Source organism: Bacillus sp. FSL P4-0334 (genome assembly GCF_038004825.1).
GTDB lineage: Bacteria > Bacillota > Bacilli > Bacillales > Bacillaceae > Bacillus > Bacillus velezensis.
In genome coordinates, this window is sequence record NZ_JBBORX010000001.1 from 1,589,566 (window position 1) to 1,608,766 (window position 19,201).

Here is a 19,201-nt window from a genome sequence, read left to right on the forward strand (position 1 = left end):
AATATAAAGTATCGGGAATTTTCATTGAAAAGATTTTGACATTTCAGTAAAGAACCTATATATTCATATATGAGCACATAATCATATAAGGTTATTTTTTTGTCCATGTTAGAATGCTTCATAACAGAAAAGAAATAATAAATGCAGTGTATGAGATAAGGAGGAGATTTTTATGGGTCACAATCACAATCACGCTGGCAGATCCAATAAGAAGGTTTTATTGATCTCTTTTATCATGATTACAGGTTATATGATAATAGAAGCGATAGGCGGATTTTTAACCAATAGTTTAGCGCTTTTGTCAGATGCAGGCCATATGCTGAGTGACTCGATCTCATTAATGGTTGCTCTGATTGCTTTTAAATTGGCCGAAAAAAAGGCAAGTCATCATAAAACATTCGGCTACAAACGATTTGAGATTCTCGCAGCTGTGATAAACGGTGTTGCATTAATATTGATTTCCCTTTACATCATTTATGAAGCAATCAAACGTTTCTCTCATCCGCCGGAGGTAGCAACAACCGGCATGCTGACGATTAGTATTATCGGGTTAGCGGTGAATATATTGGTCGCTTGGATTATGCTGAACGGCGGAGATACAAAGAATAACCTGAACATAAGAGGGGCTTACTTACATGTGATAAGTGACATGCTCGGATCTGTAGGTGCCATACTGGCTGCGATCCTTATCATCTTCTTCGGGTGGAGCTGGGCAGATCCAGCGGCCAGTGTCATTGTGGCTATTCTTGTTCTGAGAAGCGGTTACCATGTGACGAAAGACTCCATTCACGTATTAATGGAAGGAACTCCGGAAAATATCGATGTCACTGACATCATTCATACAATTGAAGAGACAGAAGGAATCCAAAGCATTCATGATTTGCACATATGGTCTATCACAAGCGGATTGAATGCTCTTTCCTGCCACGTTGTTGTTAACGATCAACTGACCATTTCAGAAAGCGAAAGTATTTTACGCAAAATTGAACATGAACTTGGAGATAAAGGCATTACACATGTAACCATTCAAATGGAAACAGCAGCGCATAATCACGACAATACGATTCTTTGTCAGGCCCAAACTGAGATTCCGCGTGACCATCATCATCATTAAAGAAGGAAATAGGGGTTCACTTTGTCTTCTGACAATTAAGCTAAAACCGCGGGGGGATTCATATGTACGACACGATAGTAATCGGAGCCGGTCAGGCAGGAATCTCAGTAGGATATTATCTAAAGAAGTCGAAACAAAAGTTTATCATTTTGGATAAAAGTCATGAAGTAGGAGAAAGCTGGAAAAACCGGTATGACTCATTGGTTTTATTTACTTCTCGAATGTACAGCTCTTTGCCTGGAATGCAGCTTGAAGGAGACAAGCATGGACTCCCTTCAAAAAATGAAATTGCTGCTTATCTGAAAAAATATGTTGAAAGATTTGAAATCCCGATCCAATTACGGACAGAAGTAATAAGTGTCCAAAAATTAAAGAACTATTTCTTAATAAAAACAAACCGGGAAGAATATCAAACGAAGAATCTTGTGATGGCCGCAGGTCCTTTTCATACCCCTAACATTCCATCAATATCAAGGGATGTAGCCGATCATATTCATCAATTACATTCTTCACAATATAAACATTCAAAACAACTGGCGCCTGGGAATGTACTGGTAGTCGGCGGCGGGAATAGCGGGGCTCAGATAGCTGTTGAATTATCCAAAGAAAGAGTTACATATTTGGCTTGCAGTAATAAACCGGTTTATTTCCCTTTATGGATTGGAAAAAGAAGCATCTTTTGGTGGTTTGATAAATTAGGAGTTTTACATGCAAGTCATACATCAATATTAGGCAAGTTCATTCAGAAGAAAGGCGACCCCATATTTGGGTATGAATTAAAACATGCAATAAGACAGAAGAAGATCATCTTAAAACAAAGAGTCATAGCCGGAAAGCAAAATGAAATGATTTTTAAAGATTCATCTTCATTAGAAGTAAACAATATCATTTGGGCAACTGGTTTTAAGAATCCGCTTTGTTGGATGAAAATAGAAGGTGTTTTGGATAAGGAAGGCCGAATTATACATCACCGGGGTGTTTCAGCTGTGGAAGGATTGTATTTTATTGGTTTGCCTTGGCAGCATAGGCGAGGTTCAGCGCTGCTTCAAGGTGTAGGAAATGATGCTGAATACATTGTAAAACAAATGAACGGTGGATAGACAGAGGAGAGCAGTAACTTACGTGTTTACTGCTCTTTTTTGTGTTGAATAAGTACGGTTATGTGACTGTGTAAAGCCGAAAAAATCTTTTGGCTTAATTAATAAGAAGATCCCTGACTCATTGATTGTGCAACATTCTGACGTACTTCCCGAGCTAACTGCGCGGCACGTAAGGAAGCCTGCCAAATAGCCGGACTCACTGCAAATTGACTGATGGATAATGCCTGTTGTGTGGCTGGAACCATTGGTCTTAGGAGATTTTCCGCCTCGTCTACAGATGACTCGTATTGGTGACCGGCTGCTCTTCTCAGGTCTGCTATCGCTGCGGGGAAGTTTGACCATAGACGAAGTATTGAATTCATGCAGCCAACCATAAGAGGAAAATGAGGAGCCCGGCCTTGTCCGGAGGCGAGAAGCTCTGCTGCGCCTAAAGCGGAATAAACGTGATAGCTCAACGGAGTAAGATATTTCGCGTGTACAATATGAAGTTCTCGTAATCCCCAAGTGTCTGGAAGAAATCTGAATTCTGAACTCATACCGCATCCCAGAGCGAGTGCTCTGCTGACAGCCTGCAAGTGTTTCACTACCGCAGCCATTGATTGTTGAAAGGAGGATGAGTGTATTGGAATTTGTTGAATCGCAGATAAATGGCTTCGCATTTTAAGGTTTGCCTGACTTAAATCAGGCTGCTGTCTGTAATCATATACATAATACGGATAATAATAATACATATCTAAACTCCCTTTATGAATGACTTTTAGGAGCAGGATATGCACCCAGATTGTTTTTGATAAGGGCATGTGCCTAAATTATCCATCAGTGCAACGATTTTAGTCCGCGCATATTCAGTTGGTATTTTTTATGCAAACGGATTTAGTGGCCAAAACGTTTCTGCTAACTTAAGTCTTTTAGGCTGAACAAGGGAATTTCTTAGTGTGGCACACTCTCATTACCAAAAGCATAGGATAATATCACAAAAATTTAAAATTGCGGGGATGAAAAATGTATTATATACCTTTTTCGCATCAATGTTATTATTGTGTGAATGTACCGATGTATAGCGATGGAAGATCTGTTTATTGGACTGTTCCAAATAACTATGATCCTTCATACGAAGATAGAAACCTTCTCTTGAAAGATTATGGACCAAAACCATTCGTTGTGAATATCAATAAAGCCGCAAAACAAAACAATACATTCCGTACGGCTCTATGGACGGGAAAACATTTTCAAATTACTTTAATGAGTATCGGCATTGGAGAAGATATCGGTTTGGAAATCCACCCCCACGTAGATCAATTCTTACGGATTGAGCAAGGCCGGGGGATCGTTAAAATGGGTAAGAGCAAGGAACATTTAACTTTCCAAAGAAATGTCTATGATGACTTTGCCATTGTTGTCCCTGCCGGCACTTGGCACAATGTTGTGAATACGGGTAATACGCCGTTAAAACTGTATTCAATTTATGCTCCTCCTAACCATCCGTTTGGTACGGTTCATGTGACAAAGGCCGATGCAGCGGCTGCGGAAGATTAGTATAGGATTCCAGAGGACTTTACTGCTGCAAAGACTATAGGAAAAAATCGTATTTGGACAGCATCATTAAATAAAGCGATTGAATGGCTGAAACACAAAATATTAACGTTTCAGCTTGTCATAGTGCAGTTGATGCGATGCTTTATTCCACAACTTTTCAACAGCAAATGTGGTTTTTTGTCTGTACATTTTAATTGATTGGCAGTCAGTGAAAATAGGCAATCCGCAGGGAATTTGTAATAAATTTATCCTTGCTCCTCCTAATAAGCGGCTTTAACTGCCAAGTTTCTGTTTCTCTTCAAACCATTTGCGAAGCTGATGAATATGAGCTTGATGATATCTATTATGGTCTGCCATATGCCATATTCCCCATTGAATGGTTGCTTGTTTTTCTGCTTCATAATCTACTGTATGATTCAGCTGATCGTCAGTTAACTCATAACAAACAGACTTAAACATGCTGAATACTTCTTCATAATCAGTGAGAATTTGTTCTAATGAAACACCGGAAATGAAAGGGAGCTTATTGTTCTGATCTAACATTGGTCCATACTTCTCTTCAAGCTGCTTTGGTATCGGTTCACCCTTTATTCTGAATATCCAGTTGAGATCAACATTTGCTAAGTGTCTTATTAGCTGAGCTGTACTATTGTATGTTTGATTTGGTCCTTTATAAGCGATCTCCTGCTGTGACATGTCTGACACAATGGATATTAAGCGGCTGTAATTTTCATTAACGGCAGAATACAGCATTCCCACAAGATGATCCATGTGCGTTTCACCTTTTAAATCTAAAATCATTAACCCCACCTCATTAGCACAATTTTTATATTCAGTTTGTCTTATTACTCATATTTGTCAAGCCATCCAGGGAATGAATCGCTAGAGGATGAAGTAATGAAGCAGGCTCTCTTTGCCTGCTTTTTTTGTGTGTCGGCCTATACATCTGACATGTTTGTTTATCTGAAACTGTACCTTTTTAAATGTCAGATAGTGTTATATGATACTCTGCAGATATTCAAGAATATGTACTTGGAGGACATTCTCATGCGAAATTTTAATGTTGCTATCCCTACGCCTTTTCATGAAGATGAAAGTTTATATTTAGAAGGATTTGATGCTATTGTCGAACATTTGAAAAACAGCGGTATCCATTCGTTACTCATATGCGGTACGACTGGTGAACAGCATTCACTCAGCATAGATGAGCGTCTTCAGATCATTGAGTATGTTCATCAGCGAAAATTTGAAGATGTTGAACTGATGTTCGGTGTTTCAGCCGTAAGAACCAGTGATGCCGTCAAACTGATGAAACACATCGAGAAAACCAATATTGATTCTGTACTGATTGGTTTTCCTCCTTATATAAGACCGACACAGCAGCAAGCCGTTTATTACGTTGACGAACTTCTCAGTCATACCTCTAAAGAGGCTGTGCTTTATAATAACCCCGGCCGGACCGGTTTTAATCTGAGTGAGAAAGCGCTTAAAGACTTAATAAGCCGGCATCCCGGGATAAAGGGGCTGAAAGAAGGAGGAGACGTTCTGCGTCATAAACAAACAGAGTTCCCTGATCACTTTATTTTGTTTGCGGCAGGAGACGTTGAATTTCCGAAGATGATGAGTAACGGGTGTAACGGCCTGTCAAGCATGGCCGGAAATGTCTATCCTGAAGAAATCAGAGAAAGCTTCAGCAGCTTATCAGAAAATAAACCGATTAATCTGGACCGAATAAACGATCTGATTGCTGAAGTGACAAATCATCATACTGTCATGAATATAAAAAATCACTATAAGAAGATTGGGATTCAAGCAGGCAGCTGCCGGTCACCCATTATATAAGAAATGTTCCGTCGCGGATAAGTGAAAAATGTGATCAGCGCGCTTTCTGTACTTGGATTAGGCTTAATAAGCAAGTTATATAATACTGTCATTAGCGGGGGCGTAAGCATTTGTTTAGCTTTACATAAGGGAAACCTTATGATATGGTGATTATTGCTAATATTGACAAGAAAGAGGTGAAAGCGATGATAACGATTTATGGAATTTTGTATGGTAAAAATGCAAAAATTGGAAACATCATGGCAGACAAAGGGAGCAGTCTGTCCTTTTTTAAGCCAAATCACCATACAAAAACAGTTATCGGTGCTTTTTCTCTTTGTCAAATAAACGATAATCAAATGACATAATGTCCTTGTTTATTTGTGCATGATGTTATTTAAGCGTAGCACCGATAATTGTGTCGGTGTTTTTTTGTGCCTGATTTTAAAAAAAGGTTAGATTGATAACTCCCTTCTATTTACTCAAACAAACAAGAGTATTATGGAAGGATGAGAAAACATGCAACAAAAAAACAAGTATATAAGAATCCAAGAGTTCCTGAAGCAAAATAAATTTCCTGATTTTAGAATGAATCAAATCAAAAATGCTGTATTCCAAGGGAGAATAAATCATTTCAATGAAATAACGGTTCTTCCTAAATCCTTGAGAAAATTGTTAATAGAGGAGTTCGGAGAGTCAATTTTAAATATTGCTCCTTTAAAAGTGCAGCATTCTGAGCAAGTTACAAAAGTCTTATTTGAAATTTCAGGAGACGAAAAAATAGAAACGGTTAATATGAAATATAAAGCCGGTTGGGAGTCATTTTGTATATCCTCGCAGTGCGGCTGTCATTTCGGCTGTACATTTTGTGCAACAGGAGATATTGGTTTAAAACGCAATTTAACGTCAGATGAAATGACTGACCAAATTTTGTACTTTCACTTAAAAGGACATTCAATTGACAGTATTTCTTTTATGGGAATGGGAGAAGCATTAGCGAATGTACAAGTTTTTGATGCTTTACATGTGCTTACAAATCCGGAGTTGTTTGCTTTAAGCCCTCGCAGGTTATCTATTTCGACCATAGGTATTATTCCGGGCATTAAAAAAATCACTCAGGATTATCCTCAGGTCAACCTGACGTTTTCATTACATTCTCCTTTTAATGAACAGCGAAGCAAGTTAATGCCGATTAATGAACGCTTCCCGTTATTGGAGGTAATGGACACATTAGATGAGCATATACGTGTGACCTCAAGAAAAGTTTATATTGCTTATATTATGCTGCCGAGAGTTAATGATTCTATTGATCATGCGAATGAAGTAGTAAATCTTTTAAGAAGCAGATATAAGAGAGGGAACTTGTTCCATGTAAACATCATTAGATATAACCCGACTGTTAGTTCACCTATGAGATTTGAAGAAGTAAATGAGAAACAAGTTGTAAACTTCTATAAAAAATTAAAGTCAGCAGGAATTAACGTGACCGTCAGAAGTCAATTTGGCATTGATATAGATGCTGCTTGCGGACAATTATATGGAAATTATCAAAAAAATAAGAACCAATAAATCAGGTGCAGAACTCGGTTTGACTTCATATTATTTCATTTGATAGCATAAAATGGTTATCGTGATTGAAAAAAAGATACCCGTTTTTATAAAAAAAGGAGTCATAACGTTGCTGAAAAGGTTTTTTCTTGTTTTTCTTACGCTGATAATGTCTATATTTGCTGTATTCGCGGCTGCTGAAGAGTCTCCCGGCGATCGTGTCATTTCTTTTGACGAGCCTATGATTTTATTGATCTCACTCGGAATCATCTTATGTTTGTTCATTCCTCCATTCGTCATGTCCTTTTTTGGCAGTTTGGTTGTGAGAATCATATCCGGAGTCTATCAATGTTTTATCGTCCTCACGTTTGCGGGGCTCATTCCGATTGGATTTCTGATTCCCAATGGCTTTTTGACAATTCTTGCTGCCGTTCTGGGGACTTTGGTCAGTTCAGCGAGTGTTGCGGTCACCTTATTCGTTGGCAGGACAGAGAACACAAATAAGCTTTCGTAAGCGGTTTTGACAACAATAACACGCGTCCTGAAAACACCAAGTGTACAGACCCTTGGTGTTTTTTAATTCCGGCAGAAAAGAAGGTATAATGGGCGGAGAAGAGGTGTCAGCCAATGAAAATTAACAGAGAGACATTAGAAAAACAGCAAATTTGGATATATGGTGTGACTCTTGTAATCGGCGGAATAGCGGGGATCGCCGGGAAAGATTCAGGACTTCGCTGGGGATGGACGATATCACCGCTTATCGCTGTTCTCATGTATGCCATGTTTGCCCAAATCCCATTCTTGAAGCTGAAGGAAGCCATGTCAAACCTCAAGTTTATGGCGGCTTTATTGATCGGTAATTTCTTAGCTGTACCTGTCGTTGTATGGGTGTTAACCGCCATTTTTCCTCAATCTCCTCCTATATTATTAGGGGTTTGTTTGGTATTGCTTACACCTTGTATTGATTACGTCATCGTCTTTACTCAGCTCGGCAAAGGAAATGAGAGATTAATACTGGCTTCCACGCCGGTTTTGTTCGCCGTTCAGATGGTATTGCTTCCGTTATACTTGTGGCTGTTTATCGGGAAAGAAGTGATAGGGGCTGTTCATGCGGGGCCGTTTCTGGAAGCATTCTTATGTTTAATAGCGGGACCGCTGCTGGCGGCAGTGATGACACAATTGTGGGCTGATAAGAAGCCGGCGGGAGAAAAGGTGTTGGAGTGGACGGCGTGGCTGCCTGTTCCTTTTATGGCTCTGGTCTTACTGGCGGTCGTCGCCACACAAATCGGCAAGGTCATCAGTGATGCTGGCATCATTATACGTGTGATTCCGATCTATCTGTTATTCCTGCTCATTATGCCGTTTGTCTCCCGGTTTATCGCATATGCGTTCCGTCTGGATACAGGTGAAGGAAGAGCATTGATCTTCAGCACGGGCACAAGAAATTCTCTCGCAGTCCTTCCGTTAGCGCTGGCTCTGCCGGATGCTTGGGCCTCATTAGCCGCCGCTGTTATCGTCACACAGACGATTGTTGAATTGATAGGCGAATTGGTTTATATAAAAGCGGTGCCCGGATGGCTGCTGAAATAAAAAATAATTTGAACTGAAAAAAACATACCAACAAATATTGGTATGTTTTTTTATGTCGATTATAAAGTTGAAATATCAATGACGAAACGGTAGCGGACATCGCTTTGGAGAACCCGTTCGTACGCTTCGTCAACTTGATTGGCCGGTATCACTTCAATTTTAGGAGCAATGCCGTGCTCGGCGGCGAAATCAAGCATCTCCTGAGTCTGCGGAATACCGCCGACGAGTGAACCCGCAATGCTGCGGCGGCCCGTGATTAAGGAGAACACACTGTATGAGTCCGGCTTAGCGGGCGCTCCCACATTTACCAATGTACCGTCAATGCGAAGCAGGGATAAGTAGGCATCTACGTCAAGGTTCGCGGATACTGTATTTAAAATAAGATCAAATCGTCCGGCCAGCTCAGTAAATGTATCCGGATCGCTTGTTGCAAAGTAATGATCGGCTCCAAATTCAAGCGCTTCGTCTTTTTTGTTCATTGAGCGGCTGAGGACGGTGACCTCTGCGCCTAAAGCGTGCGCGAATTGAACGGCTAAATGTCCGAGCCCGCCCATTCCGACAATCGCCACTTTTTTGCCGGGGCCGGCATTCCAGTGTTTCAGCGGAGAATAGGTGGTAATGCCCGCGCACAATAGCGGGCTGGCGGCATCTAATTCCAATTGATCGGGAATCCGGACAACGAATCTGTCAGTGACAACTATTTTCTGGCTGTAGCCGCCGTACGTAGGGTTTCCGTCGTAGTCCAGGTTATTATAAGTCTGAACAACGCCTTTTGTGCAATATTGTTCGTCTCCGTTCAGACAGTATTCACATTCCCCGCAGGAGTCTACAAAACAGCCGACACCCACACGGTCGCCGACGGCAAATGTGGTGACTTCTTCACCCACGGCTTCCACAACTCCGGCAATTTCGTGTCCGGGAACCATCGGAAAGATTCCGCCGCCCCATTCATCGAATGCACTGTGGATGTCTGAGTGACAAATCCCGCTGTACTTAATATCAATCAGGATATCGTGCGGCCGTAATGCTCTTCTCTCAATCGTTGTCCGCTCAAATTTAGCTTTTGCATGCGGAGCGCTTAATACACGAGTCGGATGATTATTGCACATGGTTATCTTCCTTTCCAAGATAAAGTGATGAATCCTCTGTTCAATTTTACTTTAAATGTTAAAGCGGACTTTAAGTCAAGGAGTTTGGTTTATTTTTTTATGAAATGATATTCTATAATGGCACGCTTATGAAAGGTTTGAAGGACGGGTGATAAGAATATGAAGATTGCGCAGGCTGCAAAGCAGGTTGAGTTATCAGCCGCAACGCTTAGGTATTATGAAAGTATAGGACTGATTCCTCCGGTAAAACGCGATGAAAGCGGCATCCGCGATTATGACGAAGATGATGTGAATTGGATTGAATTTATTAAATGCATGAGAAGTGCCGGGCTGTCGATTGAGGCGCTGATTGAATATACCGCTTTATTTATTGAAGGAGCCGATCATACGATCGAACCCCGAAAAAACATCCTGATAAATGAAAGGAAAAGGCTGACGGAGAAACAGAGGGAAATTGATGAAACCATAAAACGATTAAACAGGAAGATTGAGGATTATGAAGATATCCTTGAAAATGAAGCGAAACTTAAAAACAGATTGAAGGCTGAATGTATTTCTGAATGAAGAGAAGGTGTCCCGGACGCCGGGCCGCATGAAATGTACCAAGGGAAACGAGCCTTGGTTTTTTTATTTTCTAAAGAGTGGAAACAAAACAGCTTTTTCTATCTTATCAATCATTACTTATCCTTTTTTCAGCTTGACTTTTTTACTGCAGACTTTTAAAGTGTGAAATGTTGCTTAGACTGTGATTAGCGACTTTAATGCTGAAAAGAGGTGGTTTACCCAGATGAACAATAAAAAGAACCCTTGGGCGTTATTGCCTTTAGTCTTATTCGTAGGGCTTTTTGTCGGCTCTGGTCTGGTGACCGGAGATTTTTATAAATTGCCGATCTTGATTGCCGCGATCATTGCGTCAGCTTTTGCGCTGTTATTTAACCGGAAGAAATCGCTCAATCAAAAAATAGAATGGTTCGCTTCCGGTGCGGGACATCCTGATATTATCATTATGGTTATGATTTTTATATTGGCAGGTGCCTTTGCTTCGGCGGCTGAAGCGATGGGAGCGGTGCATTCAACTGTCAATCTTGCTTTGAGCGTTATTCCGCAGCAGTTTTTGCTGCCGGGGCTGTTTATCATTGCTTGTTTTATTTCTATATCGATGGGAACATCAATGGGCACGATTGCGGCGGTTGCGCCGATCAGCGCGGGTCTGAGCGGAGAGCTTGGAATCTCCGGCGCGATTACGATGGCGGCTGTGGTCGGCGGAGCTATGTTCGGAGATAATCTTTCTTTTATTTCTGATACGACCATCGCGTCAGTCCGGACGCAAAAAACACAAATGATGGATAAATTCAAAACGAACTTTCTGATTGTTTTGCCTGCTGCCATTGTGACTGTTATTATCTTATTTTTTATTCCGGCAGGCCACGCCGGCCATACGGGTGCTGAATCTTACAGCTGGATTAAGGTGCTTCCTTATGTCGCCGTGTTGGTTTTTGCGTTAATCGGTATTAATGTGATGGCTGTCATATTCGGCGGATTGGTTTTGACGGGAATCATCGGATTAGCGGGCGGCAGCCTGACGCTTGACTCTTATTTTAAGGCGATTACGGATGGAATTGCCGGAATGAGCGATCTGATCATCCTGTCCATGCTGATCGGCGGGATGGTCGGCGTGATGAAACAAAACGGCGGGATCGACTTTTTACTGGAGTTCATCACGAAACGAATCCGTTCGAAAAAAGGCGCCGAAGCCGGCATTGCCGGACTGGTCAGCGTGACGAATCTGGCTGCGGCCAATAATACGATCTCGATTATCGCAGCCGGGCCGATTGCAAAGAATATCGCTGATAAATTCAACATCGACAACAGAAAATCGGCAAGTATTCTGGATATCTTTTCGTGTATGATACAAGGATTGATTCCTTACGGCGCGCAGCTGTTATCAGCCGGGAAATTCGGGAATATTTCACCCGTCAGCATCCTGCCATACTCTTTCTATCCCGTTTTAATCGGAATCTGCGGCATCGCCGCCATCATATTTGGACTGCCGAAATTCACAAGAAATACGAAATAAAAAAAGGCGCCGTTCGGCGCCTTTTTTCTTTCATGACAGCCAAGCATTTCTCAAAAGCTGTACGCCATGTGTGATCTGATCCGTATCGAGATGGGCGAAACCTAGCTTTATGATCGGCGGTTCGGGTTTTTCGGCAACGAAATAAACGGTGGTAGGATATACCTTCACTCCGTACTGAAAAGCGCGTTCGATTAATGTTTCTTCTGTATAGTTCAGGTGAACTCTCACCAATATATACAATCCCGACTGCTCGCCGATGATCGTCACATGACCGCCGAACTGCTGCTTTACATGTGAAATCAAGTGCTGCATTTTTCGCCTGTAAACAATGCGCATGCGCTTAATATGGCGGGTCCATTCACCGGCCTTCATCAATTCAGCCATGGTCAGCTGGTTAAGCGAAGAAGCGGTGCTTTCGAAATGAATAAACCGTTCTTTATACCGGTGCAAAAGGCGCTGCGGCAAAACCATATAGCTTATGCGGATGCCCGGAAGAAAGGATTTTGAGAAATTCCCTAAATAAATCACCCGGTCTGATTGAATGGAAGCAAGAGCGGGAAACGGCTGCTGTGTATAACGGAATTCACTGTCATAATCATCCTCAAGAATATAACCCTCTCTATGATTCACCCAATTGATCAGAGTTTGGCGCTGCTGAATGGACATGCTTACGCCGTAAGGGCTGTGATGGGATGGGGTCACATAGATTAATTTTTCTTTCATTGCATGTAATTGAGAAAAATCAGCTCCGTTTTCATAGACAGGCATCGTTTCCAGAGATAGCCCGTGAAATTGAAAAGCCGCTCTGGCACCGTCAAATCCCGGGTCTTCAACGATCATTCCCGAAAAATCCTCTTTCAGAATCCGGCTGAGATATATCAGCATCTGCTGCGTGCTGCTGCCGATGATAATGGAATCCGCATCTGTTTTCACTCCGCGGGATTCCAAGAGATAAGCGGCAATTTGTTCACGCAGGTCTCTCTCGCCGAACGGTTCACCGTACAGGAAGCTTTTCTCTGATGTCAAAACTTGATTGTATAATTTTCTCCATGTTTTCAGAGGAAAATGCTTTTGATCGACGGCTCCGGCGCGAAAATCAATCAGGACCGGCTGAGTTGATTCGGTTTTTTCAGCGTAAACAACATCGTTTTCTTTTTGAAATATAGAAGGTTCTACTTCATTTACAAAATAACCTTTGCGTGTTTCTCCGCGAATGTATCCCTCCGCTAAAAGAAGATCATAAGCCATCAGCGTTGTATTGCGGCTTACCCGCAGGGAATCTGCCAGCTCCCGAATCGAAGGCAGCCGCTCATCTGCCTGAATATTTCCCTGCTCAATCAATGTTTTAAATTGCTCGTAAATTTGTTTGTATTTCGGGGTGTCGCTTTCGAAAGCGAAAATCATATTTTTCATCAGATGTTCTCCTCTGACATGTTTATTTATTCCTAACTGTACCTTTTAAAATGTCAGGTGATATCTTATTATAGCAGAAAGCGCTTTATCAATCCATGTTCGAGAGGAGAGTTTTGTATGTATATTCCGGCTCCATTTCAGCTGAGTGAAGCTCAAGCGTGCGATGTTATCAAAGAGTATGGTTTCGCAGCATTGTTTTCAACGGCGGAAGGCATGCCGTATGCAACCCACCTGCCATTGATGATGAGTAAGAATAACGAATACTTATACGGTCATTTTGCATTGCCGAACCCCCAATGGAAAGAGATTGATGGCCAAAACGTGTTAGCCGTTTTTCAAGGGCCGCATTGTTATATCTCGCCTAAATGGTATGAGACGAATCAGGCTGTTCCCACATGGAATTATGTGGCGGTTCATGTTTACGGAGAGGCGGAGCTTTTGGATGAGGAAGAAACCGTGCAGTCGATGAGTGATCTCGTATTGAAATACGAAAGCCCCGACAGCCCGTACAAATTAGAGGATGTCGATGCGAAATTGCTGGCAGGCATGAACAAAGGGGTAAAAGGCTTTAAAATCAAAATCAGCAAAATAGAGGGGAAAGCAAAGCTGAGTCAAAATCATTCAGCTGCAAGACAAGGGCTGGTCGTACAACAGCTCAAACAGATTCCTCATACAAACGAACAGCTCATTTCCGGCTTGATGGAAGAAAACATCAAACGGATCACTGCGAACAACTGACAAGCATATTAAAAACATACCGGCAGCATACGGTATGTTTTTGCAGGTTATGAAGCTTTTCTCAGTATGAATAACGACTCAAACAGCACATAAATCAATGGCGCCATTAAAATGAAGAAAGAATGAAAAATAGCATACGGTATGAGTAAGTAAACGATAAGTTTCAATAGAATGGTAGACGGTTTATTGAATGTCCAGCGGTTCTTCAAGATATCAGTCATACAAGCTGAAACAAGGCCGACCGTCAAATATCCGGCTGCTATGTAAAGATAAATAAAAAGGTAAAACGGGTAAGAAGACAACGGCGGTGTGTCTTCCTGTGTCATTTTTAAACTCATGTAAAAGACCAATAAAAAGCAAACGGACGAAACGAGAGCTAACAAAAGGTGTTTATATAAATACTTCTTCATGTGTTTCACCTGCCTATGGCGCAATTATTTCTTAACATATTATGACATGGTTTTACCGCTGCTGAAAGAATCGGCAGCTGAAAAAGACGGCAAATCCCGCCGTTTTTTTTTATAACTTAAGATTTCTTAAGAACTTTTACGGCTTTTTCTTCAGGTTTTGAATGTAGAGTGTGTTTTATAAATTCAAAACAAATGGAGAGATTAAAGATGAAACGTCTGTTATTTTTATTTCAATACATTATGAATCCCAGATCTGTCGGCGCCGTTCTGCCCAGCTCGCGTTTTCTTGCTGAGAAGATGATGGGAAAAATTGATTTTCATAAAGCTGAATACATTGTTGAATACGGGCCGGGTACGGGAGTATTTACAAAAAAGCTGCTTGAAAAACGTCACCCTGGGACGATGATCTTATTGATAGAACAAAATGAGGAATTTTATGCTTTGCTGCAAGAAAAATATAAAGAGGAACAGAACCTATTTATTGTACATGGATCGGCTGAACATATTGAGAGTCATATGAAGGAGCATGGAATCCCTTATGCCGACTATGTCGTCTCAGGACTTCCTTTTGCAAGCCTTCCGAAAAAAGTGTCTGCTGATATTTTGACGAATACAGCTAAAATCTTAAGAAATCATGGAGAATTTATTACATTCCAATATACTCAATATAAAAAGGCATTGATTGAGCAATTCTTTCCCAAAACAGAAGTAAAGAGAGAATTCAGGAATATTCCGCCGGCATATGTTTTCAGCTGTTCATTGCCGCAAAAAAAGAGGGAGGATTCATATGGGGACAACCATTCTAATCGTAGATGATGACAAAGATATCCGAAACCTGATCTCTGTCTATTTAGAAAATGAAGGAATAGACACACAGAAGGCGGAAGATGCTGCTGAAGCATTGAAATTATTGGAGCAAAAGGAGTTTGACCTGATTATTTTGGATATTATGATGCCCAATATGGATGGGATTGAGGCATGCATGAAGATCAGAGAAGAACGCAATCTGCCCATCATCATGCTTTCCGCCAAATCGGAGGATATGGATAAAATTCAAGGACTGGCTTCCGGTGCCGATGATTATTTAACGAAACCGTTTAACCCATTGGAATTGATCGCCAGAGTGAAATCGCAGCTGAGAAGGTATAAAAAATACAATACAGATACGATCAGCACGGCGAACGTCATTGAAATCGGTGATTTGACCGTGAATACGGATACACGGCAGGTGTGGGTGCGGGGGAAAGAAGTCAGGCTGACTCCGAAAGAGTTTGATATTCTGGAGCTGCTTTCGAGAAACAAAGGAATTGTCATGAGTGTTGAAAAAATATATGAGGCGGTATGGAAGGAAGACTTTTTTAAGTCGGACAATACCGTAATGGTCCACATCACAAAGATCAGAGACAAGATAGAAGAGGATTCTAAACATCCGATTTATATCAAAACGGTATGGGGAACGGGATACAAAATATGAAGAAGTTTGGAAATAAGCTGATTGTCAGGCTTCTGATCGCGATCGCAATTAGTTATCTAGTTGCATTTGGTGTGTTGATTCTTGTTATTTTATCTATCTCATATCTGTACAAAATAAATTATTTAACAGATGTGAGCCAAGGAAACGCTAATTTTAGGATACTGATTCAATTTACTGCAGCTATTTTGACCTTTATTGCGGTTTTTTTGTTATTGGTGCGGAAAAAAATATTATATTTGAAACACATTACGGAGAGTGTTCACCATATTGCCAATGGGAAATTGGGTTTGACCATCAGGATTGAAAGCAGGGATGAATTGACACAGCTTGCACAACATATCAATTATATGTCCGAAGAATTAGAGAGTAAATTTGAACACGAAAGAGAATTAGAACGAGCGAAAAGTGAGCTGATCTCAAGTGTATCTCACGATTTAAGGACCCCGTTAACATCAATTATCGGATATTTGGATCTGCTTAAAAAAGAACAATACAACAGTAAAGCTCAATTTCAGGAGTACCTTGAAACGATTTATTCAAAATCGCAAAGGCTGAAATATTTAATAGATGAACTGTTTGAATATACACATTTATCGAGTCCGGACGTTACTTTGAACCGCAGCAAAACAGACTTGTCAGCCCTATTGGAACAAATCACCGGAGAGTACATTCCCATGTTTGAAAAGGAACGATTAACTGTCCGAAAATCAATTACGGAAGAGCATGTTCCCGTCTGTATTGATATAGAAAAGATGGTTCGCGTTTATGATAATCTTTTTATGAATGCGCTGAAGTACAGCATCAAACCATCTGAATTGTTCATAAACCTTGAAATAAAAGATGAAAAAGCAATTTTGCAAGTGTCAAACAAGGCCGAAAATCTCCCTGCTGACGATATCAATCAATTGTTTGAACGGTTTTTCAGAGGGGATAAGGCCAGGACGGGTCATCAAGGCACCGGGCTCGGACTTGCCATTTCAAAGAGAATTGTTGAGCTTCACAGCGGCCGTATTCATGCGGATTACAGCGGCGGATGGCTTCGTTTTTCTGTTGAACACCCGATTGACTAGAGCTTGCGGGACAAACGTTCCGTAAGCTTTTTTCTTAGAATAACTTAAGAATCCTTAAGAATTTTACCGGCTGTTTCTTCATTTTTTTTGCTTATGATGTGATGGAAAGCGAGGAGAGCGGAGAAATTGAAAAATAAAATGATTTTATTATGTATATGGTTTTTAGGTGTTTATTGTTTGAAGGAACTGGACGTGCTGTCATTTGATATGAATGATGTAACGGACTTTATATCAGGGCATGTGCAATACGCGATGCTGCTGTTTTTGGCTTTGTGGATCGTCAGGCTTCTCTTTTTTATTCCCGGCATGACGCTGATGTTTGTAGGCGGAATATGCTTTGATCCGATGGTCAGCATTTTATTATCAATGGCCGGACTGTTTATAAGCGAAACATTGGTTTATCTTTTTTCAAGGAAATTCGCCAGCGAAAAAACGACTCAATTACTGGAAGATAAATATCCTGACTTGAAAGTGTTATTGGAGGCGTACAATTATAAGTTTTTGGCAGTGGGGATGCTTTGTCCGGCAGCTCCTACGGATGTGATTTGTTTTTTATCCGCTGCAGTCGGGTTAAAGTATTCTGCCTACATGTTAACTGTATTGATTTCAAATATTCCTATGGTGCTATTGTCCAGCTTTGTCGTTATCAATTTCAGTGAGTCAATGACAGGTATTGTGTTAGTAATCGTTTCGTTTCTATTGATTACGATCTTAACGGTGAGAATGTGGAACCGCATGAAGCAAAATTACTCATGAAACAGGGGTTTTTTGTTCCGAAGGATGTAAAGAAGAATACATCAAAAAAAGCTGTCAGCTTGGTCCTGACGGCTTATTTTTGGTGAATGGCTTATTTCTCCGTGGTGAAATAAAGCAATGCGATGACCGGAAAAGCGATTCCAATCCATAATGTGATACTCCACCCGCCTGAGGCGTATGCCCATCCTCCGATTGATGATCCTATAGCACCGCCCAGAAAGAAGATGGCCATAAATAATCCGTTTAATCGGCTGCGAAATTCAGGTGCCAACGAAAAAATGGCACGCTGACTGAGTACGAGATTGGCAGATACACCCATATCCAACAGGATAGCTGCGGCCACCAGAACTGCTATGCCGACGTGAGAGCTGCTTTGAATCATGAGCGGGAGTAATAAAGAAACGATGACAACACCGAGAGCGATTCCGGTGGCAAGCCGGGTCAAGCCGCGATCAGCCAGACGGCCGCCTATCGGTGCAGCCGCTGCACCTGCAATGCCTGCTAATGCATACAGCGCGATTGCCTTTTGAGAAAAATGAAAAGCAGGACCGGACAATAATAAAGGTACAGTCGTCCAGAACAAGCTGAAAGCTCCAAATACAAACGCATGATAAATGGCACGGCGGCGTAAGACCGGAGTCGTGCGCAGCAGCTTCCACATTGAACCGAGTAAGACGGTGTAGCTTGTGTTTGCTGTTGGTTTTCTGGCAGGAAGCACTTTTGATAAGACGATTGCCAGGACAACACTTAACGCGGCGGATAAAGCAAATATGGCATTCCACCCCCATATATCAGCGACCAGACTGGATATCGGACGGGAAAGCATAATACCGAGCAGCAGGCCGCTCATCACATTGCCGACAACCCGGCCGCGTGCGGCGTCCGGTGCAAGGTATGATGCGAACGGAACTAGCACTTGGGCTGCAATTGATCCCAGTCCGATGAAAAACGCAGCGGCTAAAAACAGTGTTCCATGCTTCGCAAATGCTGTCAGTGTCAAAGCGGCTGCGCTTAGAAGGAGCGATACAACGACAAGTTTTTTGTTTTCGATAATGTCTCCCAAAGGGACGAGAAACAGTAAGCCGGCAACGTATCCGATTTGAGTCAGTGTGACAATCAATCCTGCGCTGCTTGGAGAAAGCCCGATTGCCGCACTAATGAATCCTGCCAAGGGCTGTGCATAATAAAGATTAGCGACAATGATACCGCATGCCGTTGCGAGAAGAAGGGTTAAACCAGGTGAAATTCCTTGATCTGCTGTTTGTTTGTTTTCTTTAGCCATATGAATGAACTCCTTTTTAAGTGGTTTTTATGATGCTTTGATAAATGATTTGCTGATTCATCTCCTTACGCAGAGGCTTTGAGAGTCTATGTTTCATCAAGACTTCCCTTAAGTTATTTTATAAACTAAACGTTTAGTTTTATTATAAGCAAATAATATACTA

General features: G+C 41.4%; 21 protein-coding genes. 15 read left to right on the forward strand and 6 right to left on the reverse strand.

Annotated elements, in window-relative coordinates; all coding sequences use genetic code 11:
- The first annotated feature begins 172 nt into the window (after positions 1-172).
- On the forward strand, positions 173-1,114 hold the full coding sequence (locus tag NSQ37_RS08220) for a cation diffusion facilitator family transporter (protein ID WP_341123538.1): 942 nt from the start codon (positions 173-175) through the stop codon (positions 1,112-1,114).
- A gap of 62 nt (positions 1,115-1,176) precedes the next feature.
- Positions 1,177-2,214 carry a flavin-containing monooxygenase gene (locus tag NSQ37_RS08225; RefSeq protein WP_012116910.1) on the forward strand — a complete coding sequence of 346 codons (1,038 nt, stop codon included), beginning with the start codon at positions 1,177-1,179 and terminating at the stop codon, positions 2,212-2,214.
- Between the two features lie 98 nt (positions 2,215-2,312).
- On the opposite strand, the gene NSQ37_RS08230 is transcribed toward NSQ37_RS08225, so the two are convergent.
- The gene (locus tag NSQ37_RS08230; RefSeq protein ID WP_341123540.1) at positions 2,313-2,945 is read right to left on the reverse strand and encodes a hypothetical protein; all 633 of its coding nucleotides are present in this window, start codon (positions 2,943-2,945) and stop codon (positions 2,313-2,315) included.
- A gap of 271 nt (positions 2,946-3,216) precedes the next feature.
- Here NSQ37_RS08230 and NSQ37_RS08235 point away from each other — a divergent pair, with 271 nt between their 5' ends.
- A complete protein-coding gene (locus tag NSQ37_RS08235; protein ID WP_043021449.1) occupies positions 3,217-3,750 on the forward strand; it encodes a cupin domain-containing protein in 534 nt (177 codons plus the stop codon).
- A gap of 273 nt (positions 3,751-4,023) precedes the next feature.
- Here the strand turns inward: NSQ37_RS08235 and NSQ37_RS08240 are convergent, their stop codons facing one another.
- Entirely contained in the window at positions 4,024-4,551 is a 528-nt protein-coding gene (locus NSQ37_RS08240; protein ID WP_341123542.1) for a DinB family protein, read from the reverse strand.
- Positions 4,552-4,797: 246 nt separating this feature from the next.
- On the opposite strand from NSQ37_RS08240, the gene NSQ37_RS08245 reads away from it, so the two are divergent.
- From NSQ37_RS08245 to NSQ37_RS08265, 5 genes are all read left to right on the forward strand, one after another.
- Positions 4,798-5,592: a dihydrodipicolinate synthase family protein gene (locus NSQ37_RS08245; RefSeq protein WP_341123544.1), complete on the forward strand. Its 795-nt coding sequence runs from the start codon at positions 4,798-4,800 to the stop codon at positions 5,590-5,592.
- A 143-nt stretch (positions 5,593-5,735) separates the two neighbouring features.
- Positions 5,736-5,939, forward strand: coding sequence for a hypothetical protein (locus NSQ37_RS08250; protein ID WP_043021451.1), 204 nt, complete (start codon positions 5,736-5,738; stop codon positions 5,937-5,939).
- Between the two features lie 151 nt (positions 5,940-6,090).
- Entirely contained in the window at positions 6,091-7,140 is a 1,050-nt protein-coding gene (locus tag NSQ37_RS08255; protein WP_043021452.1) for a Cfr family 23S rRNA (adenine(2503)-C(8))-methyltransferase, read from the forward strand.
- A gap of 109 nt (positions 7,141-7,249) precedes the next feature.
- Entirely contained in the window at positions 7,250-7,633 is a 384-nt protein-coding gene (locus tag NSQ37_RS08260) for a hypothetical protein (protein ID WP_015239247.1), read from the forward strand.
- 113 nt (positions 7,634-7,746) lie between these two features.
- Entirely contained in the window at positions 7,747-8,709 is a 963-nt protein-coding gene (locus NSQ37_RS08265) for an arsenic resistance protein (RefSeq protein WP_032866825.1), read from the forward strand.
- A 59-nt stretch (positions 8,710-8,768) separates the two neighbouring features.
- Here the strand turns inward: NSQ37_RS08265 and NSQ37_RS08270 are convergent, their stop codons facing one another.
- A complete protein-coding gene (locus NSQ37_RS08270) occupies positions 8,769-9,818 on the reverse strand; it encodes an NAD(P)-dependent alcohol dehydrogenase (RefSeq protein WP_025284311.1) in 1,050 nt (349 codons plus the stop codon).
- Positions 9,819-9,977: 159 nt separating this feature from the next.
- Here NSQ37_RS08270 and NSQ37_RS08275 point away from each other — a divergent pair, with 159 nt between their 5' ends.
- Positions 9,978-10,382 carry a MerR family transcriptional regulator gene (locus NSQ37_RS08275; RefSeq protein ID WP_043021453.1) on the forward strand — a complete coding sequence of 135 codons (405 nt, stop codon included), beginning with the start codon at positions 9,978-9,980 and terminating at the stop codon, positions 10,380-10,382.
- 223 nt (positions 10,383-10,605) lie between these two features.
- A complete protein-coding gene (locus tag NSQ37_RS08280) occupies positions 10,606-11,895 on the forward strand; it encodes a Na+/H+ antiporter NhaC family protein (protein WP_007409336.1) in 1,290 nt (429 codons plus the stop codon).
- A 30-nt stretch (positions 11,896-11,925) separates the two neighbouring features.
- Here the strand turns inward: NSQ37_RS08280 and pdxR are convergent, their stop codons facing one another.
- On the reverse strand, positions 11,926-13,308 hold the full coding sequence (gene pdxR / locus NSQ37_RS08285) for a MocR-like pyridoxine biosynthesis transcription factor PdxR (protein ID WP_341123545.1): 1,383 nt from the start codon (positions 13,306-13,308) through the stop codon (positions 11,926-11,928).
- A 117-nt stretch (positions 13,309-13,425) separates the two neighbouring features.
- Between pdxR and NSQ37_RS08290 the strand changes: the two genes are divergently transcribed.
- Positions 13,426-14,046 (forward strand): FMN-binding negative transcriptional regulator, encoded by a 621-nt coding sequence (locus NSQ37_RS08290; protein WP_341123546.1) that lies wholly within the window; start codon positions 13,426-13,428, stop codon positions 14,044-14,046.
- Between the two features lie 47 nt (positions 14,047-14,093).
- On the opposite strand, the gene NSQ37_RS08295 is transcribed toward NSQ37_RS08290, so the two are convergent.
- Positions 14,094-14,456, reverse strand: coding sequence for a hypothetical protein (locus tag NSQ37_RS08295; RefSeq protein WP_341123548.1), 363 nt, complete (start codon positions 14,454-14,456; stop codon positions 14,094-14,096).
- A gap of 207 nt (positions 14,457-14,663) precedes the next feature.
- Between NSQ37_RS08295 and NSQ37_RS08300 the strand changes: the two genes are divergently transcribed.
- The 4 genes from NSQ37_RS08300 (at position 14,664) to NSQ37_RS08315 (ending at position 17,756) form a co-directional block, all read left to right on the forward strand.
- Entirely contained in the window at positions 14,664-15,272 is a 609-nt protein-coding gene (locus NSQ37_RS08300; protein ID WP_341123550.1) for a class I SAM-dependent methyltransferase, read from the forward strand.
- Entirely contained in the window at positions 15,244-15,930 is a 687-nt protein-coding gene (locus NSQ37_RS08305; RefSeq protein WP_015239254.1) for a response regulator transcription factor, read from the forward strand. Before NSQ37_RS08300 ends, NSQ37_RS08305 begins: the two co-directional genes overlap by 29 nt.
- Positions 15,927-17,000 carry a sensor histidine kinase gene (locus NSQ37_RS08310; RefSeq protein WP_341123551.1) on the forward strand — a complete coding sequence of 358 codons (1,074 nt, stop codon included), beginning with the start codon at positions 15,927-15,929 and terminating at the stop codon, positions 16,998-17,000. The genes NSQ37_RS08305 and NSQ37_RS08310 overlap by 4 nt, the downstream gene beginning before the upstream one ends.
- Before the next feature lie 177 nt (positions 17,001-17,177).
- A complete protein-coding gene (locus NSQ37_RS08315) occupies positions 17,178-17,756 on the forward strand; it encodes a TVP38/TMEM64 family protein (protein ID WP_341123553.1) in 579 nt (192 codons plus the stop codon).
- A 91-nt stretch (positions 17,757-17,847) separates the two neighbouring features.
- Here NSQ37_RS08315 and NSQ37_RS08320 read toward each other — a convergent pair whose 3' ends face one another.
- Positions 17,848-19,038, reverse strand: a complete 1,191-nt coding sequence (locus NSQ37_RS08320; RefSeq protein ID WP_025284320.1) for an MFS transporter — start codon at positions 19,036-19,038, stop codon at positions 17,848-17,850.
- Positions 19,039-19,201 lie beyond the last annotated feature (163 nt).